Raw genomic sequence first — 20,387 nt, 5'->3', positions numbered from 1 at the left:
CCGTATGGAGTTTATATGCTGACCGCCGTCGGCGCCGGTCTGATCTGCTATGGCCTCTACCTGATGGTGAAGGCCAAAGTCGCGCGGATGTAAGCCGCCCGCCGACGCGGCCGGCTCCTGCTCCACTGACCTGGGGGAACGGCCGGCCCGCCCGGGAGCCGCCAGGAGCGCGTCGACAGGCGAAGGGGCAGCGCAGCGGGAAGGTCACCAGACCTCACCGGTGCCGATCTGCACGAAGCGGACGTGAGCACTGCCGATCTTTCGGAAGCCTCTGTTCACACACGGATCCAGATCAATGCGGCCGCAGACGATTGCAGGACAGAACGACCTGCAGCACGCAGACTCCTGCCGACCGTGCTCAGGTCATCCTGCGCCCCATGAAGAAGCCGACGGCAGCGAGGATCAACAGCACCACGCCAACCCAGATCAGGAAGTTCAAAGAAGGAACCAGCCCGGCTCCTAAGAGGAACAGCACCGCAAGGACCGCTACGACGATCAGAAGGACGTTCATGACCGTTACCCGCCTTTCTTGAAAACGTTCAAGCTCATCGAGCCGGCGGTCGAGATCTTCGGGAACGCGCAGATTCATGTCCATACCCACGGTACTAATGACGTCATGGAGGCGTTCACGTTCCGTCGGCTCGTGAACTTGGGTGCTTGAGTCACGTCATGTCGCTTGGACCCGCGAACGCCATGGAGAAGGAACAAGCCAAGACCTCGTCCGTAAGGAAGGAGCGCGGCCACAGCAACGGCCCCCAATAAAAAGGCCCCCGAAGGGGCCCATGAGTGAACAGTTTGTGCACACTCAGAGGCCCACAAGCCCCCTAACAGGGAAAACACGTGCCCGAGGTGGGACTCGAACTGCATTCCAGCCCCTGCTAACACTGGGAACTCCCGGAAACATGCGGAATCCGGACCGATCCGACCCCAGTACGACCCGATCCGAAGCCCAGGGTGTGCACATTGTGCACACCCCTTTTTGCCCACTTTACGACCAATCGCAGGCGTCCACGCTGCACACCTTGCTCTCCAGGGGAAGATGTCTTGCCCGACTCATCCGGTCTCTGGATAGCAGCTCAATGCTCTTGCTCCCGCGAATTTGTCGATAAGGCGAGTGGTTACACGGTTTGGACGGACCCGTGGACTCTGCTTTAGCCCATGCGGCTACTTCGGTGATTGGACCTAAATAGCATCAGACTCCCGGACAGACCCGAGAAACATCCGTAGGCAGTTCCGTTCGCCTGCTGGTGCGCATATGCTCGGCACACAGCCACCGCTAATGGGAGCTGCAGACTAGGAACAACCAGGGGATTCACCTTCGAAGGAGAATGATCATGTATGCGGAAGCCAAGGTTCTTGTCGGTGTGGACGGTTCGGAATCGTCCATCCAGGCGCTCCGTCTGGGGGCACAGCTGGCGCCGGCCCTGAACGCCACCATTGTCGCTATTGCCTGTTGGGATTTTCCGGAGATTTACGCCGGATATGTTCCACCCGATTTCGCCCGGTTTGAAGCGGCTGCGGCGAAGACTCTTGCGGACGCCTTGGAAAAGGCGTTCGGTGAGGAGACTCCGGAAAGACTGACCTCGCAACTGGTCCGCGGACCGGCTGCGGCGAAGCTCGTGGAAGCGGCGGCCGGCGCTTCATTGCTGGTGGTTGGACGCCGGGGCCATGGGGGTTTCCTTGGCATGCACCTCGGCTCCGTGAGCTCTGCGTGTGTTGCCCACGCGGACTGCCCCGTCTTGGTGCTGCATGCCGAAAGCAGCCACCGCTCCCATCATCTATGGAAGGGCTCCAAGGCCAAAGGGCAGACCCCCGGAAAAGCCGGGATTCCGCCTCTCAAGCCGTAAGACACGGCTTCTCACAGGAACCGGGTCCCTCTCATTTCGCCGCTCCGTCCACTCGGTTGCCGGATTGGTCGAACTCGTGGCCTTCGATTTCGTGGCGGATTTCGGCGGCGATGGGGTCCAGTTTCCGGTTGGAGTAGCTGACATACCAGCCCGTAATGGCGAAGGTGGAAACAAACTGAAGAAGGCCCATGATGAGCCCGATGTTGATGTTTCCCCAGACCCTGATGGACATGAATCCGGCGGCATAATCAGCCAGCAGGACGTATGCGAAATACCAGAGCAGGAATGCGATGGCCATGGGAAAGACAAAGCTACGGTGGCGTTTGCGAAGTTCCTGGAACCGCTCGGTCGACTGGACTTTCTTAAAATCCACGGTCTCCGCTGCTTCCGGAGTTTCGGCTTCGTTACCCATCGTTCCTCCTCATTGAGACTTACAGTGCACACCGGCTGAACAGACGTCCGGCCAATGTGACTGCTCTCACTGTGGCGCGTGGCGGCCGCCGTTCCCATTGTCTCGCATAGCCCCGATTTAGTCTCACCCTAATGCGACATCAGCCGAATTGAGGCGCACAGAAAAGAGATCATCGCGCCAACCCAGCCGTTCCGAAGCCACAATCACCTTCTTTGGCACTGAGTATCAATTGACTTGACACTCAGTTTCACTGTAGAACGGTGACATGGTTCCTGACAATGTCGTAGAAACTGCCTCACTCACGGGCGCTGCCGTCGACGCCTGCAAGTCGCCCGGAAAATCGGTGCAGGCGTATGCCGCGGCCCTACTGGACACTCAACGGCAGCGACCGGCGGGCGCACCCAGCGCCGATCCCCGCCCCGTCCGAAGCGTTGGCGTAATCGGGGCCGGGCTCATGGCCGGCCAGCTTGCCCTTGTTTTTGCCAAACAGCTCGGCGTTCCTGTCCTGATCACGGATCTTTCCCAGGCAAAGGTGGATGGCGCGCTTGGCTGGATCGCCGGGCACTTGGAGAAGTTGGTGAGCCGGGGGCAACTCAGCGAAACGGCGGCCCGCGACCTGGGAAGTCTTGTCCGCGGCACAGTGGATAAGCGCGAGTACCGGGACTGCGATGTGGTCATCGAGGCGGTGTTCGAGGAGTTGGCCCTCAAACGCGCCGTCTTCGCGGAGATCGAGCCCCTGCTGCGCACTGATGCGCTGCTCCTGACGAATACGTCGTCCCTTTCCGTGACGGCGATGGGTCAAGGCCTGGCCCATCCGGAGCGCCTGGTGGGACTGCATTTCTTCAATCCGGTGGCTGTGCTGCCGCTCGTGGAAATCATCAGCACTGAAAGCAACGATGACGTCAGCGTCGCCACCGCTTGTTCGCTTGCCCGGCTTCTGGGCAAGACTGCGGTCCTGGTAAAGGACACTCCGGGCTTTGTCGTGAACCGGATCCTGACCCGGCTGTTCTGCGAACTGCTGCAGGTCATTGATGACGGAACGGACATCGAACTGGCGGACCATGCCCTGGACCCCCACGGGCTACCCATGACTCCGCTGACGCTGCTGGGTTTCATCGGACCCGCGGTCCAGTTGCACATCTGCGAGACCATGCACGCCGCCTACCCTGACCGGTTTTATGTCAGCACCAGCCTGGCAGCCATTGCGGATGCCCGGCTGCGCGGCTACCTCGCTAAGTCCGGCATGGTGCTTCCCGAGGCGGCCGTCCTGCTGCCGGCTGCCGAAGCCGGAGGTTCAGCGCCGGCACCGGATGCGGAGGCCATCAGGGCAGGGATACTTGACGCCCTGGCCGAGGAGGTGGGCCTGATGCTCGCCGAAAAGGTGGTGGCCGGTCCGGCGGAAGTGGATTTGTGCATGCTACTCGGCGCCAACTTCCCCCAGCATCAGGGAGGCCTCACACCGCTGCTAGACCAAAGCGGCGCCTCCCGGCGTGTGTGGGGACGGGATTTCCACCCCGGGTCCGGCTTCGCCGGATAGCCAAGGGCGCGCGGCCCGCCCAAACAAGAGCCGCGACCTCCGCGCCATTCTTCAATTCCTCCCCAAAAAAGGATGCAAGCCCATGCCCGACTATGACGTCGCTGAACCGCTGGACACGGACTACTACTCCGTCTTCGCCAACATTTCCGCACCCGACCGCGAAGCGTGGAGGCGTGCCCGGGATTTCACAGCGGAGGCCCTGCCGCAGATGAACGACTACTGGGAACGGGCCGAGTTCCCCGCCCACCTGGCCAAGCGGATGGGCACCATGAACCTCCTAGCCGATGGCATTGACGTACAGGGCCTGGAGGCCATGTCCGCGCTGGCCGCCGGCCTGGTCAACATGGAGGTCTCCCGCGGGGACGGTTCGCTGGGTACGGTCATCGCAGTCCAGGGCGGCCTGGTACTGCGGACGATTGCCCTTTTTGGCTCCGACGCCCAGCGCAGGACGTGGCTCGGTCCGCTGGCCCGCGGCGAAAAGCTCGGCGCCTTCGCCCTGACGGAACCGAACCACGGCTCCGATTCCGTGGCACTGGAAACCACCGCCTCGCCCGACGGGGAGGACTACGTCCTCAATGGCGAGAAGAAGTGGATCGGCAACGGCTCCGTAGGCGATGTCACGGTGGTCTGGGCACGCGATGACGACGGCGACGTCCGTGGTTTTCTGGTGGAACAGGACCGGGAGGGTTACGAGGCCGAGACCATCACCGGAAAGGCCTCGCTGCGCGCAATCCATCAGGCCCGGATCAAGCTCAACAACGTCCGCATTCCAAAGGCCAATCTTCTCCCCGGTGCCCGCACTTTCAAGGACACGTCCGAAATCCTTGTTGCCACCCGCCTGGGGGTGGCCTGGTCCGCCCTCGGCCACGCCACCGCCGTCTACGAATCCGCGTTGAACTACGCCACGCAGCGGACACAGTTCGGCAAGCCGCTGGCAAAGTTCCAACTTGTCCAGGAGCGCCTGTCGTACATGCTCTCGGAGCTGACCAGTATGCAACTGCACTGTTTCCACCTCGCGGGGCTTGATGCGGCCGGCCAGATGCGCCCCACCCAGGCCTCGATGGCGAAGTACCACAACACGCGCAAGGCCCGGGAGTTGGCGTCCATTGCCCGCGACATGTTGGGCGGCAACGGCATCCTGCTGGAAAACCACGTGATCCGGCACCTCCTGGACATCGAATCCATCCATACCTACGAAGGCACGCAAAGCATTCAGACCCTATTGATCGGCCGCGATGTCACCGGACAAAGCGCCTTCGCCTAAGGATTCGCCATGACCACAATTGAGCTTCCCAATGAAACCCCGCTGAGCCCCCTGCGGTTCCTGCAGCGCTCCGCCGAGGTGTTCGGACAGAAGACGGCGATCATCCACGGTGACCGCTCCTATACTTACCGGGACTTCGCCGCCGAAGCCCAGGGGCTGGCCAAAGCAATCATGAGCAGGATCCAGCCGGGCGACCGGGTGGCCTTCCTGTGTCCTAATGTGCCGGAACTGCTGATTGCCCATTACGCCGTCCCGCTGGCCGGGGGCGTCCTGGTGGCCCTGAACTCGCGGATGTCCGCCCGGGAACTCCAATACATCCTGGAGCATTCCGAAGCCAGGCTGCTGTTTGCCGATTCGGAACTGCTGGCCACCGTGGCTGGACTGGACCTGGGCCTGACACAGCTGGCTGAGGTGATCGAAGTGCCTGACAGCACCATCCCGTATCCGGAGGTCCCGACAGGTATGGGCACGACGCAGTACGCGGACTTCCTCGCCGCGTCCGGACACCAGGAAGCAGATCTTCCGTGGAGTGTCGAGGACGAACGGGCCCCGATCACCCTTAACTACACCTCCGGCACCACGGGCAAGCCCAAGGGCGTGCTCTATTCGCATCGCGGCGCTTACCTGAACTCGCTCGGGGAAACCTTCCACAATCACTTCACCGGCGACACGCGCTACCTCTGGACCCTTCCGATGTTCCACTGCAACGGCTGGTGCACCACTTGGGCCGTGACGGCGGCCGCAGGCGTCCACATCTGCCTGCGGGCAGTGCGCGCCGACGCCGTCTGGGACGCCATCGACACTCTCGGAGTCACCAACCTCTGCGGCGCCCCCACGGTGTGCAGCATTATTGCCGGCGCACCCCAGGCCCACGAGCTGAAGGCGCCGCTGCGTATCACGACGGCGGGCGCGCCGCCGTCGCCCGCGATCATCACGTCACTGGAGTCAATCGGGATCAGAGTGGTCCACGTTTATGGGTTGACCGAGGTGTACGGCCCGTACACGATCTGTGAGCATCAAACCGAGTGGGATGATCTTTCCGCCCAGGACAGGGCCGTCAAGATCTCCCGCCAGGGGGTGGGGATGCTGCAGGCCGAGACGGCGCGCATCGTGGACCTGGACATGCTCGATGTCCCGGCCGACGGCGCAACGCTGGGCGAAATCGTGCTGCGTGGCAACAACGTGATGCTCGGTTACTTCAAGGATCCCGAGGCCACGGCCGACGCCTTCCGCGGCGGCTGGTTCCATACCGGCGACCTCGGCGTGATGCATCCCGACGGCTACATCCAGCTCAAGGACCGGGCCAAGGACATCATCATCTCCGGCGGAGAAAACATCTCCACTATCGAGGTGGAACAAGCCATTATGAGCCACCCGGCGGTGCTGAACGTGGCCGTGATCGGCGTCGCGCACGAGAAATGGGGCGAACGCCCGGTGGCCTTTGTCATCCGCAGCAGCTCCAGCTCGGTCACGGCCGAGGAGATCCGCTCGCACGTCAAGGGCCTGCTCTCAGGATTCAAGGTTCCGGACAGGATCCTTTTCCCCGAGGGGCTCCCCCACAACTCCACCGGCAAGGTCCTGAAGTCGCGGCTACGCGCCCTGGACCTCAGCGCCCCAGCCCTCAGCAAGGAACCCACCAAATGAGCAGCCAGGACATAGTTGTTGTGGGCGCGGCCCGCACCCCTCAGGGAAAACTGATGGGCCACCTGGCTTCACGGAGCGCTATACAGCTTGGCGCCGCGGCCATCGCCGCGGCTCTGGAACGCTCCGGGGTTGGGCCGGCCGCCGTCGATGCGGTCATCTTGGGCCAGGTCCTGACGGCCGGCGCCGGCCAGAACCCCGCGCGCCAAAGCGCCGTCGCGGCAGGAATACCGCTCAGCGCCCCCGCCGTCACCGTTAACAAGGTCTGCCTCTCCGGGCTGAGTGCCATCATCCAGGGCGTCAGGCTGCTCAAACTGGGCGAGGCGGATGTGGTGGTCGCCGGCGGCCAGGAATCCATGAGCCAGGCACCGCACCTGCTCACCGGCTCGCGCGCCGGCTACCTCTACGGCGGCATCACGGCCGTGGACTCGGCCGGCCATGATGGGCTCACGGATGCCTTTGACCACGAGCTCATGGGCATTGCCACGGACCGCGCCAACGCGGACCTACAGCTCTCCCGCGAGGCGCAGGACAATATCGCGGCGCTGTCCCACCAGCGGGCGGCCGCGGCCCGGGCCAAGGGAAGATTCAGCGCCGAAATCGTCCCTGTTTCGGTGCCGCAGAAGCGCGGCGCGCCCGTGCTGGTAAGCGATGACGAGGGCGTACGCCCTCAATCCACGCAGGAGGTACTGGCCGGGCTGAAGCCGGCCTTCACCGCGGCGGGAACAGTCACCGCCGGAAATGCTTCGCCGCTGAGCGACGGCGCCGCCGCCGTCGTGCTGGTGACCCGCGCCTACGCCGATGTCCACGGGCTCGACGTGCTGGCCGTCGTCGGGCCCGCCGGGCAGATCGCCGGGCCGGACACAACGCTGCCGGACAAGCCGGCACAGGCAATCACGGCGGCCCTTGCCCGCGCCGGCTGGACGGCCGGGGACCTTGACTTCGTGGAGATCAACGAGGCCTTCGCCTCGGTGGTGGCGCACTCCGCAGCGACCCTGGGGCTCGGTTTGGACAAGGTGAACGTCAACGGCGGGGCCATCGCCATTGGACATCCGATCGGCGCCTCCGGAGCGCGGCTGGTGGTCTCGGCCGTCCATGAGCTGATGCGGCGCGGCAGCGGCAAATCCGCCGTAGCGCTTTGTGGCGGCGGCGGACAGGGTGACGCGCTGCTACTGTACCGGGATGGCATCAGTGGCTAATTTCCGTTCCGGCGTGGCCGAGGCCGCGCTGGATCTGTTCACCGACAATGGCTACGACCCGACCAGCGTGGACGATATTGCCCTCGCTGCCGGAATCTCCCGCAGCACCTTCTTCCGTCAGTTCCGCGCCAAGGAAGACGTGATCTTTGCGGACCACGAAGCCCTGCTCGCTGAGCTGACGGTCTACCTGGCAGCCAGCCATCCCGATCCGTGGGAGGCTGTGTGCCAGGCCGCGGTGCTGGTCTTCGTGAAATTTTCCGAACGCCGGAAGTTGTCCCAAAAGCGCTACCACGTGGTGCAGGCGGTGCCCGCGCTGCGGGACCGGGAAACGATCATGGTCTCCCGCTATGAACGGCTTTTCTCGGACTACCTGCGCCAGGCACTGCCGGGCATATCAACGCTTGATGCAATCCGGTTCGCCGCTGCTGTCACGTCAACCCATAACTATGTGCTGCGCGAAATGATGCTGGACTCCTCCCGCGGTTCCCTCCAGAACCTGGAACACGAGCTGTTGGCGGTGCGCCGTATGTTCGGCGTACTACCGCAGGGCGACCCCGCATCCGTCCCGGCCGGGGACGACCTGGTTGTGGCCGTTTTTCCCCGCTCGACACCCACTGCTGAGCTGGCGCGGCGCATCCAGGACAAGCTCGACGGCCGCTCCGTCTAGCCCGCTGCGTCCAGCTGCACTTCTAACTGCTCCATCTAACCGGGGAAGGGCCCTATGACAGGGCATGACAACGACGTCTACCGTCCGAGCGACCGCGACCTGCTGAAGCGGGCGATCCGGGAAACCGCAGCCCGGACGGGCTCAGCGGTGTTCTTCGCAGGCCTCGTGAACCGCACGGAGCTCATCATCACCGAGTTCTTCGGCACGACGACGCACGGTCTGAAGAACCTCAGCGTGCAGCCCGGAGAGGGGGTGGGCGGGCGCGCCCTCTCCCAGGCGCGCACCATCGGGGTGGCCGATTACTTGGACTCCGACAACATCACCCATCATCACGACGACGCCGTACGCATCGAGGGGCTGCGGACCATGGTGGCGCTCCCCATCCTCGTGGACGGCCGTGCCCGGTGTGTGCTCTACGCGGCAACGCGGGAGCGCACATCGATCGGCGAGTGCGTGGTGACCGAACTCAGCGCCGGCGCCTCGAGGATCTCGCGGGAACTGGCCATTCGGGACGAGGTGGACCACCGGGTCGCCATTCTCCGGGTCGTCCAAAGCCTGGCCGCGGAGCCACCGGAACGGGACCTCATCGAGACCGTCCGGCTTGCGCATGCCGAGCTCCTCTCGGTGGCCAGCACCACGACTGATCCCGAACTCGCCCAGCGCATCCTCGCCGTGACCGCACGGCTCGAGGGCTCCGACGTGGCGCCGGCCGGCGTCCCGCACCTCACACGACGGGAGACGGATGTGCTCGCCCAAGTGGCGCTCGGCTGTTCCTATGCCGAAACCGGCAAACGGCTCTCACTCAAGGCAGTCACGGTGAAGAGCTACATGCAGTCGATCATGGCGAAACTGGACGTGCACAGCCGCACGGAGGCCGTGGTGGCCGCGCGCAGGCTCCGCCTTTTGCCCTGACCGGTGGCGCGAAACACCTCCATCGGGAGGTGGTGGCGAACGCGCGGCGCTGGCACGATGACATCTTCGCGTCGAAACAAACCTCGTCTCGACGACCGATGTCAAAGGAGATATCGCATGCTCGAAAGCCTCGCACCGGTTGCGAACCGGTCCGGTCCGCGCCCCACCTCGATGGCCAGGGTCGCCGTCGCCAGCTCGATGGGCAGCATCATCGAGTTCTACGACTTCCTCATCTACGGCACGGCTGCGGCCCTCGTCTTCCCCCAAGTCTTCTTCCCGGCGCTCGGCCCGGCCGCCGGCACTCTCGCCTCGTTCGGAACCTTTGCCGTGGCCTTCGTCTCGCGCCCCCTTGGTGCCGTCCTGTTCGGCCACTTCGGTGACAGGCTGGGGCGCAAGAAAACGCTCGTCAGCACACTGCTCATCATGGGCATCGCGACCGTCACCATCGGGCTGCTGCCCGACGCCAGCGTAATCGGGATCGCCGCGCCGATCATCCTCGTTGTTCTCCGCTTTCTTCAGGGATTCGCTGTCGGCGGCGAATGGGCCGGCGCGGCACTGATGGCCGCCGAGTACGCCCCGCCCAAACACCGAGGCCTCTTCGCAGCCTTCCCCCAGCTGGGCCCGTCGATTGGCTTCGCCCTCGCGAGTGCAACCTTCCTCATCATCAATCTGTCACTCGGCGACAAGTCGGAGGCATTCCTCACGTTCGGCTGGCGCATTCCGTTCATCGGAAGTGCCGTGCTCGTTATGATCGGTCTCTACATCCGCCTCAAGATCGAAGAGACTCCGGTCTTCAAGGAGGCCAGCGACTCGAGCGCCGTCGCGGCCGGGCCCCGCAAGCTGCCCGTGTGGGAGTCGGTGCGAAACCAGCCACGCCAGATCCTCTTGGGCGGCGCCTCCACCATGATGCTCTTCGCCTTCTTCTACATCGGCACAGCCTTTCTCAGCAGCTATGGCACAAGTGCCGAGGGCCTTGGCCACAGCCGGCCCACCATCCTCTCGCTGGGAATCGTCGGCGCGATGTTCTTCGCTGCAGGAACTATTGGCAGCGCAATGCTCTCCGACCGGATCGGCCGCCGAGCCGTGATCGTTGGCTCGTGCGTCGTGGCGATCCCCTGGTCGCTCCTGCTCTTCCCGATCCTCGACATCGGCACCACCTGGTCGTTTGCAGTCGGGCTGTCCGGCACGCTGCTGATCGTCGCCGGAATCTACGGTCCGGTGGGCGCCTTCCTGCCGGAGCTCTTCGCCACCCGCTACCGCTACACAGGCGCCGGAATGGCCTACAACCTCGGAGCGCTCGTCGGCGGTGGCGTCACGCCACTGGTGGCGGCATCGCTCGGCGCCAGCCTGGGGAGTCCCGCCATCGGGCTGCTTCTGGCCGGCGTGAGCCTGGTGAGCCTCTTCGCCACCTTCGGCCTCCCGGAAACCCGTGGCATCGACCTCGCAACCTCCGGAACCACCGCCGCAAAGTAAGCGTACAGCCGGCCACCGGGTCGGCGCTTCGGTCGCGGTCGACGTCGGCGGTGGCATCTATGAGGGCCCGGTAGCCGGTCAGCTTCGTCTCCCGCGAATCGATTCGGTCCCGCTTGTGCGCACGTCAAGTTTTTGAGACAGTTTCGGCGTTGTATTTCGGTTAGGAGCTGGTGGAGCCTGGCTTCGGTGAGCGGTTCGGTGTCCACGGCGTTGATTGCTGGGGTGGCGGCATTCATTGCTTCTCTCATCATGTCGAGGGTGGCAAAGGCGTAGAAGGCTGAGGTTGTGCTCATGTGAGCTCGAAGCCGCCTTCTCGGTCCTCGTCCGGGCAGCCGCCCGCCTGGACGACGCCGTCGAGGGTGATGAACGCCTGGACCACGATCGAACTCACAGGTTTCTCCCTGTCTGTTGTTGATAGGCGGCGGCGTTATGGTGGCCGTCAGGACTCAACCTGGGCGTAGGCGACGAGAACGCCGCCGTCGCTCAGGGTCGTCACGCTCTTCAGGTCCAGATCCATTCGAGTCTCGATCCCGTCGAAACAGACGCTCCCCCACCTCGACGATGACCGCAGCTGTTCGACTGGCGGGTGCAGAATCTGGAGTACGTGCCAAACGTACATGAGAGGTCGCCGACCCGTCGACACCCTTCCCCTTGTGCAGGCGACCTCAGACAAATCGTGCAGGCGACTCCGGAAACTGACAGCCCGCATCCGATTCGCATCACCGAATCGTCTCAACCGGGTTTAGCGTTACACTCCACCGCATACACGGGAAGCATTACAGAATGAGCCCCCTGGCTCCGCCATTCTGCAAAGTCCCCTCGGAGTGTCTTGCGAACGATCGTTCATTTGACGGAGTGCCCGACCGGGCATCACGGTTGGGGAACCCATCGGCATCAAGAATATTGCGGGTCTGGGCGAGCATCTTCCCCTTTGTTTGTTTGCTGGGTCCGCCTGAAACGGGGACAGTCGACACGGCTGCCTGAGCGTGTCTAGTTTTCCGTCAGGGGGTTCTGTAACCGCAGTTTTCCCAATAATTTGGCAAATTGCTTGATTATTCCGGGCTGCTCTTTTATTGCCATGCCTATCACTCGTCTGGGGACCGGGCTTTCATGAATTGGATCGCCCTTAGATCTTTTTCGTAGAAAGTTCATGGGGGAAATGAACCTTTTCCAGCGCCGTCGCGAGCCTGCCTTTTTCCGATCAATTTCCGCAGCAAGTCCTGGTATCCGGGCCTTTCTGGTTTTTGTGGTGGCGCTGGCGGTTGCTCTTTACGGGTTCGCCGTCCCCGCGTCTGCCGCGCCGGCATCTGTTGCACCTCCGGCGCAGGCCGGTCCGGCGGTGGTGCCGGCGCAGTCAACGCCGTCGGTGCAGGCCGGTGTGTTCGTCCCGGCGCAGGACCGGGCGGTGGATACGCGTTCGGGTCTGGGCGGGATCACTGGTCCGGTGACAGCCAATACCTGCATCGAAGTTCGGCGTGCGTGGCCTCACCAGGAGTGCTGCCCTGGACCTCGGCCGCCATGGCATCAGAGTCAATTCCATCCATCCCGGCGTCATCTCCACCCCTATGACAGCAGGAATGGCGATGGACATGAGCCACGTGGCGCTCAGCCGCATGGGCCATCCAGGGGAAGTTGCGGACCTCGTCCTGTACTTATCATCCAACGAATCCTCGTTCGTGACCGGTGCCGAGTTCGTCATCGATGGTGGCGATACCGCAGGAATAGTAACCCCGCCCGAGGCAGCGTAGCCCCCACACCAGCAAAGTCTAAGAAAGGAATGTGGGCGGTTTCATCATGACGGTCCTCGTTGCCAATATAAGTGCGCTGGGTCCACCCGGGAGATAGCCCAACGGATGGCCTCCCGTTTTGCACCCGAACGACCCGTCTGGGACCGGTCAACGACCTGCAACCCTTCCTCGATCTCGAGGTACGCGGTCACACATCCTCATGGCAGGTGAGGAGCTCCGCATCATGGCTCATGACGAAATCCGGCCCATCACCGAGGTCACAGCTGCGCCGGTGACGCTGCAACACAAGCTCTGCGTCCTGAGCAGCAGCTCGGACTCGGACGCGTGCTCCTCGGCCGCCAGCTGCTCCAGCCGCCGGCCGTCTGTTTCGAACTGCGGGCCAGCAGCCGTGACATTGCCAATATCCGGTAGCGGACGACGGCGCGTGGTTGCCGTCGCGGTGGTGCTCGCCCTGGTGGTACTCGCCGTGGTGACCGCTGTGGTGATCGCTGCCCAGCCCGGCAGGCCGCCGCCCGTGACCGTACCTCCTGTCCCCGTGCCGACCCAGCCGGAGCCGACACAGACCGAGCCATCCGCTCCGCTGCCGGCTGAGCCGGTCACGCCGTCGCTGAGAGGCCACGACCTGACGGTTCTCCCGGGCGCCGGGCGCGCGGTGGCGCTGACGTTTGATGCCGGGTCCAACGCAGCGGGCTTGCCGAAAATACTGTCAACGCTGTCCGCAAAAGGAGTGGCCGGCACCTTCTTCCTGACGGGGAACTGGGCTGCCACGAATCCTGGAGGAGTCAGCCAGATCGTTGCGGCAGGACATAGCGTGGGCAACCACTCCATGACGCATCCCGGATTCACTAGCCTCTCCTATGAGCTGATCACGCAGCAGGTCATCGAAGCCGAACAGGCCATTTCAGCGGCGGGCCCGGATGCGCGCTCCTTCTTCCGCTTTCCCTACTGCGGACGGGACGCACGGACAATCGCGGCCGTGAACGACCTGGGCTATGTCGCCATCCGTTGGACGGTCGATACGTTGGGATGGAAGGGAACGAGCGGCGGAATCAGCACGCAGACCGTGACGGATCGGGTCCTTGCCGCCCTGCAGTCTGGTGAGATCGTCCTGAGGCATATCGGTTCCAACCCCGACGACGGCAGCACGCTTGACGCCGATGCCCTCCCCCATGATCGACCGCATCAGCGTCGCCGGCTACGGCTTCGTCACCCTTGACGTGCTCTTGAACGGATAGGGCACTGGACGGCGCCGGACTCCTTGGGAGGAAACATGCGCAGAGCCTCACTGCTTGTCGTGCTCGGCCTGGTGGCCCTGCCGTCGATCATCGGCGGGAAAGTAATGGTCGTGGGCACATTGCTTGGCCCAGAGCGCCTGGGCATTCCATCCGGCATGGCACTCCCCCTGGAACTCCTCCAGGGTTCGCCATTCAGCACCTACCTGGTTCCAGGGCTCCTGCTCGCGCTCATTGTCGGCGGAATCCACTTAGGCGCGTTCATCCTGCTTATCAGGCGCCACCCGTGGGCGCCCCTCGCCAGTGCGACGGCGGGCTTTTCGATCCTCATCTGGATTTTCATCCAGATGGTATTCGTGCCCTTCAGCATTCTCCAAGCCGTGTATTTCGCCGCCGGACTGGCTGAGCTTGGCTTTCTCCTGCTGCTGCTGGATCTCATTGACCGGCAGGACAGAAGGATGTGAGCTGGGCCGAATAGGGCCGGAAGACACATACGAAGGGGGCAACCTGTAGGCCATACTGGCGGCATGAACGCAGCGCCGGGAAAGCCCGACCGGATTCTCCTCGCCATCGTGTCCGCTATTGCGCTGTTGGTAATAGTCGCACTGGCAGTCGTTTTCACGCGTGGGGAGCCTGAGGCACTGGACGGGTCGACACCCCAAGGAGTGGTCCAGCGGTACAGCACTGCTGTCATTGACGGCGATACGGCCACAGCCAATTCCTACCTCACGGAAGCGGCCAGTTCCTTGTGCGGCGGCTTCCACGAAGGCGGTCCGCTGCCGACCCGGGTGGTTTTGATCTCTGCCACAGAGCGGGACAACTCGGCTCTCGTGAAGGTCTCGGTCGTCGGTTCAGGTTCGGGCGGCCCGTTCGGACCGTCCGAGTACGAGACGGAGGATCGTTTCTCCCTGGTGAAAACAGCTGGCAAATGGCTGATCGACCAGGCACCATACCAGCTCCTGTCATGCACCGGATCGTCAGTGAAGCAATGACTTTCCAAGTCCCGACGACCGTCTCCACGGCAGGTTCCGCCCAACTCACCCTCCGCCGCCTGATCCTTTACGTACTGTTATTCGCCCTGGTAATGATCGCGGCGGTAGGCATTAGCGGCCTCTTGGAGCGACTGTTCAGCTCGGCCGCGGTACTCGCGTCAACTGATGTGGCCGGGCTTGCCCGCTCCCTTGCCTTCACGTTGATCGGCGGACCACTCGCCGGGCTCCTGTGGTGGGTTGTCTGGAAGAGGCTCGACGACGGCGCGGAACGCACCACAGCGGGGTGGGGCCTGTACCTGACCGGCGTTTATGCGGTCTCCTTGATCTCAGCCGTGACGGCCCTGCTGGGGATGGCGGCGTCCTTCATCGGCCGGGTGGAACCTCAGTGGTATTCGCCCTTATCGAATGGCCTTGTCTGGGCCGGCATCTGGATCTGGCACCACTGGATGTGGCGGCACCCCGTCAAACATCCAGTCAATCTTGACGACGTCCCGGCGGTCATCGGCACGGTCTTCGGCCTGCTGGTGGGCACGTTTGCCACCATCACCGCCCTGGGCGGCCTGCTCGACGTCGCGATCCGGGGCCAGATCAGCCTGACCCCGGGCGTGGAAGCGTGGTGGCAGCCCGTACTCCGGGCCCTGGTCTGGGCCGTCGGCGGAAGTATCGTGTGGTGGTGGCACTGGTTCAGGGGCGGCGGACGCAAACTCGAGACCACCCTGGTTGATGTTGCGCTGGTTGGTGTCGGGATCTTCGCCGCGGGCATCACAGCGCTCGCTGGAGCCGGCGTTGTGTTCTTTGTGCTCCTGAGAACGGCATTCGACCGCGGTGACCCGATGACCGAGCTGCTGGCTCCGCTGGGCCCGGCCATCGCCGCTGCAGCCGTCGGCGCTTTGGTGTGGCGCTATCACCGCGTAAGCGGAGCCCGCCGTTCTGTTGCCACCCGGCGTGCCGTCCAGTTGGTGACATCAGGGGTGGCCTTGGCAGCGGCTGCGTCCGGAGTGGGCGTGGTCATCAATGCTTCGCTTGCCATGGCCGTTTCACCCCTCGCCGGCGGCGGCACCCGCACCCTCCTGCTGGGTGGTATCAGTTCCCTCATTGTGGGAGGTCCGGTCTGGTGGCAGGCCTGGAAGCCGACGAGGCAACTGCAAAGTGCGGACGCCATTCCTCCCGGCAGGCGCGTTTACCTCATCGTGTTCTTCGGCATCAGCGCCGTGGTGGCGCTCATTGCCCTCCTGGTGATTGGATATCGGCTCTTTGAATTCCTCCTGGGTGATGTAACGGGAGGTAGCCTCCTGGACCGGATCCGCACGCCGCTCGGCCTCCTGGTTGCCGCAGGGTTCGTTGCCGCGTACCACTTTGCCCTGTGGCGGCGCGAACACGTCATGGCGGCCGCTTCCCCGCCGAGGGCGCACACCATCGACCAGGTCACATTAGTGACCGCCTCCTCTCCGGAACCCTTGTCCAAAGCAATCACCGACGTGACCGGCGCCAAAGTCACCGTGTGGCGAAGGGCCGACGCGGCACAGGAAAAACGGCCCACAGACGGCGCCCTGCCGGCTGAACATGAGCTGGTCGAACAGGTGCTGGTCGAACAGGTGCTGAACGCACTTGCTGGCGTCACGGCCAAGCGCATTCTGCTGGTGATCGGTCCGGCTGCCGGTCAGGGGACCGGGATCGACGTAATTCCCCTGGAGACAACAAGATAAATCGCAATAACGCCCCCACTTCAGAAAGGTGAGTCCAATGGGTGGAGTAGTGCATTTCGAAATCCCCGCGGACGACGAAGAACGCGCCAGGGAGTTTTACAGATCGGTGTTCGGCTGGAACTTCCAGGTGCTGCCGGAGATGGAATACAGCCTGGCCATGACCACACCGGTGAACGACCAGGGCAGGCCGACGGAGACCCGGTCCATTAACGGAGGGATCTTCCGCCGCGGAGACATGCTCCAGGCCCCGGTGGTCACGATCGATGTCGAGGACATCGATGCGGCGCTGGAGCAGATAAGCCGTCTCGGAGGCGGGACGATACGGGGCAGGATGGAAGTTCCCGGTTCCGGCTGGAATGCCTACTTCCGGGACAGCGAGGGAAATGTGATCGGACTCTGGCAGAACGCGGCAACTAACGCCCAGGCACGGTCCATGGATGCCGTGAACCCGGAACCAACGATAGTCCACCGCGCCGAGCAGCCAACCGCTGTCCTGCGCGAAAGAGTCGCCATGGATGCCCTAGCGGAGTTCTTCAGCCGCGCGTTCGCCGCCGTGGCTGCGGAAGCCCAGAGACAAAACATCCAACTGGCCGGACCGCCGTTTGCCCTCTGCCGCGGGACGCCCACCCAGACGGTCGACGTCGAAGCCGGCTTTCCGGTCAGGGGCACCCTCGCGGACACCGGGACGGTGGTGATCAGTACCCTTCCCGAGGCCGAGGCTTTCGAAGCAATGCACACAGGACCCTACGACACGCTGCCTCAGACCTATGCCGCCCTCCAGGACCAGATGAAGAAGGCCGGAAAGACGCCCTCTGACACCATGTGGGAGTACTATCTGAACGGGCCACCATCCGAGCCCGATCCGCAGAAGTGGCAAACGAGGATCGTTTGGCCAGCCGGCTGATGCTGAAGAAGTTCGGGCTTCTGCTGCTGCTTGTGGTTGCGATGTTGCTGGGAAGCGGTCCTGCGGCCTTCGCGGTCACGCCTGTCGACGTCGTTGTGGAGGACCGGGCGGGAGTACTGGACCTCAACACCCTGGTCCCTGCCATCAATTCGATCGAGTTCCACTCCCCTACCAAGTTGGTGGTGTATACCTACAACGGCAGCATGGCGGACAACCTGAACGAGGAGGTCCTCAGGTTTGCCCGGACCGAACACCCGGACTGGATCAGCCCCGACGAGCAGAAGTGGGCTGACGGGCTCTTCATCTTCGCGCTGGATCCCGTGGGCCGGCATGTGGGCACCTACATGGGCGAGGACCGCAAGGTCTCGCTGGAACAACGCGATGACATTCAAAGCGCTGCCAAGGATCTCCTGCGGGACGCCCAATGGACGGACGGAACCATCGCCGGAGTCCGGCGCGGCGCTGAACTGATCAACCAGCCCTGGTACCAGTCAGCTGCTTTCGTGATCACCGCGTGGGTGATCGGAGCGGCCGCCGCCCTGGGCGCCGGCGCGTGGTTGACAGTCCGGGCAGTGACCAGGGCCGGCAGCCGGAAGGAACTGGAACGCGGAGACAGGAGCTACGCCAGCGTAAGTATGGACCTGGACGTCACCGAACTGAATGCCAGCACCATCCCGGAGTCCTCGCGCTACGGCAGCAGCGTCTTGGAGAAGCACCGCAACTTCCGCACCCGGTACGGCGCCGCCACCGAGCTGTCGAACCGGGTACATGCCCTCACACCGAAGGCGCTGGCCCGCCGATCCAGCCTTAGGCTCGCGCGGGAGTATGCCGATGCGGCCGCTGAACTGGACGCCCTGGACGACGTCATCGCGGACAGTAATGCGTTGTTGAACCGGGCCAGCACCTGGCCCACAGCCTGGGACCGGCAGCTGGCACCCTTCCGCAGCGACCTCGCCGGACTCGAACAACTGCTCAGCAAGCGTCACGGGCAGGGCGGCTCCGCCACCGCTGCGTCACTCAGGTTCTTCCGCGACCAGAGCCTGGAGGAGGTAGAGCGCTGGACCGCCCAACTTGCAGGCGGGACGATCACACCGGAAACGGCGTTGAACCACCTTCGTGACGCCCGCAGCCGTCTGTCCAACCTCTTGAAGGAGCACGCGGAAACCGTGATCGACGGCTTCGCCAAAACCGAGCGTGAAGCAAAGCTCATGCGCAGGGAGATGGAGAATGCCCAGGATGGCCTGGACCACCACCAGAGGCGGAGCTACGAACCCAGCATCCTCGGCACTGTCTATCCGTCCTACTATTTCTTCTCGGTTCCTGCCTTCAACTCCGGCCTGAACACCGGCGTCGGCAGCGTCAGCTCGGCCCGGGGCGGAGGCGGCACCACAGGCTACGGCAGCAGCGGGGGAAGCTTCTCCGGCTCAGGCAGTTCGTCGAGTTTCTAAGTGACTTTCGGCCCTACAGGTCTATTGTCTTAGGCCACAGGCTGGAGAGGCAGCGAACAGGCACTGAAGGGAATCGGTCATGGAGGAGTCAGCGTCAGATAGTGCCATGTTCGTGGTGGGTGTGGACGGATCGGAGGCCTCGGTGGAAGCACTCCGGCAGGCCCAGCGGCTTGCCGTCCCGGTGGGGGCCAAGGTACTGGCCACCGCCTACTGGGATGATCCGCAGGTATACGCCGGGTATGTGGCAATGGGCATAGACCGCTTCGAGGAACGCGTCATGATCATCCTGAACGACGCCCTGGAACAGGCCTTCGGGCAGGAGATTCCGCCGAACGTCATTCCACGCGTCGTCCGGGGGCACCCCAGGGACTCCCTCATAGACGCCAGCCGCCACGCGGACATGATCGTTGTTGGCAGGCGCGGCCATGGAGGATTCGGAGGCCTGCTTCTGGGGTCCGTCAGCTCAGCCTGTGTGGCCCATGCGCACTGCCCCGTCCTAGTTGTTCATAGCCCCGACAAAGATCAAAGGAAGTCCAGCCGTGAGAACGTCTAAACCGATCGCCGTCGCAACCAACGACTCTCCGCAAAGCCAGGCAGCCGTGCAGTGGGCTGCACGCCGGGCTGCCCGCGCTGGCCTGCCGCTGATCATTCTGCACGTTGTTGACGACCGCTGGGTGGCCGAGCCCATCCCGTGGACCGGAGTGCTGGTGGAGAAGGGCGAAGAACTTTTGGAGACCGCTGCCGGGCGGGTGAGGGGCACCGTTCCGGTTGAGGTCACCACCAAAGTCCTGGAAGGAGGCATTTCCGGCTCGCTGGGCAAGTACTCCACCCAGGCGTCCATGCTTGTGGTGGGCTCCGGCGGCACCCATTTGGGTGGTTCGCTGACCGACCGTGCTCTTCAGGTCGCCGCTGCGGCGAAGTGCCCGGTTGCGGTCATCGGAATTCAGGAGCCAGAAGGCGGACGGGGCGTCGTCGTGGGCGTTGACGGGTCCGAAGAATCCACCCAGGCCGTTGCCTACGCTGCCGCGGAGGCAGACCGGGAGGGCCAGGAGCTGACGGTCGTTCATGCCTTCAGCGGACCCGACCGGTGGATCGACAGAGGAGCTCTCACGGAGACCCTCGCCCAGCGAATTGAGGACGAGGAGCAGGTGGTTCTGTCCGAAACAGTCTCCGGGCTCCGCGAGGACTACCCGGACCTCGTGGTGCACAAGATCCTGGAAAGCGAAAAGGAACCGGCCGCGGCGCTGGTCGAGGCCGCCGCTGGAGCCCAGATGCTCGTGGTGGGAAGCCGGGGCCGGGGCGGCTTCAAACGGCTGCTGCTGGGTTCCACGGCCCACGCGGTTCTGACACATCTGCCCTGCCCAACGGTAATAACCCCAATCCACCGCAGCTAACACCAGATATA

Annotated in this window: 19 protein-coding genes; 17 read left to right on the top strand and 2 right to left on the bottom strand. The window is 63.7% G+C overall.

Going from position 1 to position 20,387, the window contains the following annotated elements; all coding sequences use genetic code 11:
* Window positions 1–358 precede the first annotated feature (358 nt).
* Complete coding sequence (locus NG696_RS02835; protein ID WP_252563124.1) at window positions 359–595, bottom strand: hypothetical protein; 237 nt, start codon at window positions 593–595, stop codon at window positions 359–361.
* Window positions 596–1,334: 739 nt separating this feature from the next.
* On the opposite strand from NG696_RS02835, the gene NG696_RS02830 reads away from it, so the two are divergent.
* Window positions 1,335–1,847: a universal stress protein gene (locus NG696_RS02830; protein WP_252573919.1), complete on the top strand. Its 513-nt coding sequence runs from the start codon at window positions 1,335–1,337 to the stop codon at window positions 1,845–1,847.
* Window positions 1,848–1,878: 31 nt separating this feature from the next.
* On the opposite strand, the gene NG696_RS02825 is transcribed toward NG696_RS02830, so the two are convergent.
* Complete coding sequence (locus NG696_RS02825; RefSeq protein WP_252563130.1) at window positions 1,879–2,259, bottom strand: DUF485 domain-containing protein; 381 nt, start codon at window positions 2,257–2,259, stop codon at window positions 1,879–1,881.
* Between the two features lie 265 nt (window positions 2,260–2,524).
* Between NG696_RS02825 and NG696_RS02820 the strand changes: the two genes are divergently transcribed.
* The 16 genes from NG696_RS02820 to NG696_RS02740 all read left to right on the top strand — a co-directional run bounded on the left by NG696_RS02820 (window position 2,525) and on the right by NG696_RS02740 (window position 20,376).
* The gene (locus tag NG696_RS02820; protein WP_252563133.1) at window positions 2,525–3,796 is read left to right on the top strand and encodes a 3-hydroxyacyl-CoA dehydrogenase family protein; all 1,272 of its coding nucleotides are present in this window, start codon (window positions 2,525–2,527) and stop codon (window positions 3,794–3,796) included.
* An 82-nt stretch (window positions 3,797–3,878) separates the two neighbouring features.
* Window positions 3,879–5,060 carry an acyl-CoA dehydrogenase family protein gene (locus NG696_RS02815; protein WP_252563136.1) on the top strand — a complete coding sequence of 394 codons (1,182 nt, stop codon included), beginning with the start codon at window positions 3,879–3,881 and terminating at the stop codon, window positions 5,058–5,060.
* A 9-nt stretch (window positions 5,061–5,069) separates the two neighbouring features.
* The gene (locus NG696_RS02810) at window positions 5,070–6,704 is read left to right on the top strand and encodes an AMP-binding protein (protein WP_252573916.1); all 1,635 of its coding nucleotides are present in this window, start codon (window positions 5,070–5,072) and stop codon (window positions 6,702–6,704) included.
* Window positions 6,701–7,900: an acetyl-CoA C-acyltransferase gene (locus NG696_RS02805; RefSeq protein ID WP_252563142.1), complete on the top strand. Its 1,200-nt coding sequence runs from the start codon at window positions 6,701–6,703 to the stop codon at window positions 7,898–7,900. Before NG696_RS02810 ends, NG696_RS02805 begins: the two co-directional genes overlap by 4 nt.
* Window positions 7,884–8,567, top strand: a complete 684-nt coding sequence (locus NG696_RS02800) for a TetR/AcrR family transcriptional regulator (RefSeq protein ID WP_252563145.1) — start codon at window positions 7,884–7,886, stop codon at window positions 8,565–8,567. The genes NG696_RS02805 and NG696_RS02800 overlap by 17 nt, the downstream gene beginning before the upstream one ends.
* 54 nt (window positions 8,568–8,621) lie before the next feature.
* Window positions 8,622–9,479, top strand: coding sequence for a helix-turn-helix transcriptional regulator (locus tag NG696_RS02795; protein WP_252563147.1), 858 nt, complete (start codon window positions 8,622–8,624; stop codon window positions 9,477–9,479).
* Window positions 9,480–9,596: 117 nt separating this feature from the next.
* Window positions 9,597–10,952: an MFS transporter gene (locus tag NG696_RS02790; RefSeq protein ID WP_252573914.1), complete on the top strand. Its 1,356-nt coding sequence runs from the start codon at window positions 9,597–9,599 to the stop codon at window positions 10,950–10,952.
* Between the two features lie 1,454 nt (window positions 10,953–12,406).
* Entirely contained in the window at window positions 12,407–12,700 is a 294-nt protein-coding gene (locus NG696_RS02785; protein WP_308291935.1) for an SDR family oxidoreductase, read from the top strand.
* A gap of 223 nt (window positions 12,701–12,923) precedes the next feature.
* Window positions 12,924–13,916, top strand: a complete 993-nt coding sequence (locus NG696_RS02780) for a polysaccharide deacetylase family protein (RefSeq protein ID WP_252573911.1) — start codon at window positions 12,924–12,926, stop codon at window positions 13,914–13,916.
* Between the two features lie 54 nt (window positions 13,917–13,970).
* Window positions 13,971–14,396, top strand: a complete 426-nt coding sequence (locus NG696_RS02775; RefSeq protein WP_252563159.1) for a hypothetical protein — start codon at window positions 13,971–13,973, stop codon at window positions 14,394–14,396.
* A 63-nt stretch (window positions 14,397–14,459) separates the two neighbouring features.
* Complete coding sequence (locus tag NG696_RS02770) at window positions 14,460–14,924, top strand: LpqB family beta-propeller domain-containing protein (protein ID WP_252563162.1); 465 nt, start codon at window positions 14,460–14,462, stop codon at window positions 14,922–14,924.
* On the top strand, window positions 14,921–16,630 hold the full coding sequence (locus NG696_RS02765) for a DUF5671 domain-containing protein (RefSeq protein ID WP_252563164.1): 1,710 nt from the start codon (window positions 14,921–14,923) through the stop codon (window positions 16,628–16,630). The genes NG696_RS02770 and NG696_RS02765 overlap by 4 nt, the downstream gene beginning before the upstream one ends.
* A gap of 37 nt (window positions 16,631–16,667) precedes the next feature.
* The gene (locus NG696_RS20920) at window positions 16,668–17,534 is read left to right on the top strand and encodes a GyrI-like domain-containing protein (RefSeq protein WP_308291932.1); all 867 of its coding nucleotides are present in this window, start codon (window positions 16,668–16,670) and stop codon (window positions 17,532–17,534) included.
* The gene (locus tag NG696_RS02750; RefSeq protein ID WP_252573925.1) at window positions 17,534–18,982 is read left to right on the top strand and encodes a DUF5129 domain-containing protein; all 1,449 of its coding nucleotides are present in this window, start codon (window positions 17,534–17,536) and stop codon (window positions 18,980–18,982) included. The genes NG696_RS20920 and NG696_RS02750 overlap by 1 nt, the downstream gene beginning before the upstream one ends.
* A 79-nt stretch (window positions 18,983–19,061) precedes the next feature.
* A complete protein-coding gene (locus tag NG696_RS02745) occupies window positions 19,062–19,535 on the top strand; it encodes a universal stress protein (protein WP_252563171.1) in 474 nt (157 codons plus the stop codon).
* The gene (locus NG696_RS02740) at window positions 19,522–20,376 is read left to right on the top strand and encodes a universal stress protein (protein WP_252573908.1); all 855 of its coding nucleotides are present in this window, start codon (window positions 19,522–19,524) and stop codon (window positions 20,374–20,376) included. The genes NG696_RS02745 and NG696_RS02740 overlap by 14 nt, the downstream gene beginning before the upstream one ends.
* Window positions 20,377–20,387: the final 11 nt, after the last annotated feature.

This window comes from Pseudarthrobacter cellobiosi, from assembly GCF_023913755.1.
GTDB classification, from domain to species: Bacteria; Actinomycetota; Actinomycetes; order Actinomycetales; family Micrococcaceae; genus Arthrobacter; species Arthrobacter cellobiosi.
This window is presented reverse-complemented; position numbering and strand designations above follow the sequence as displayed.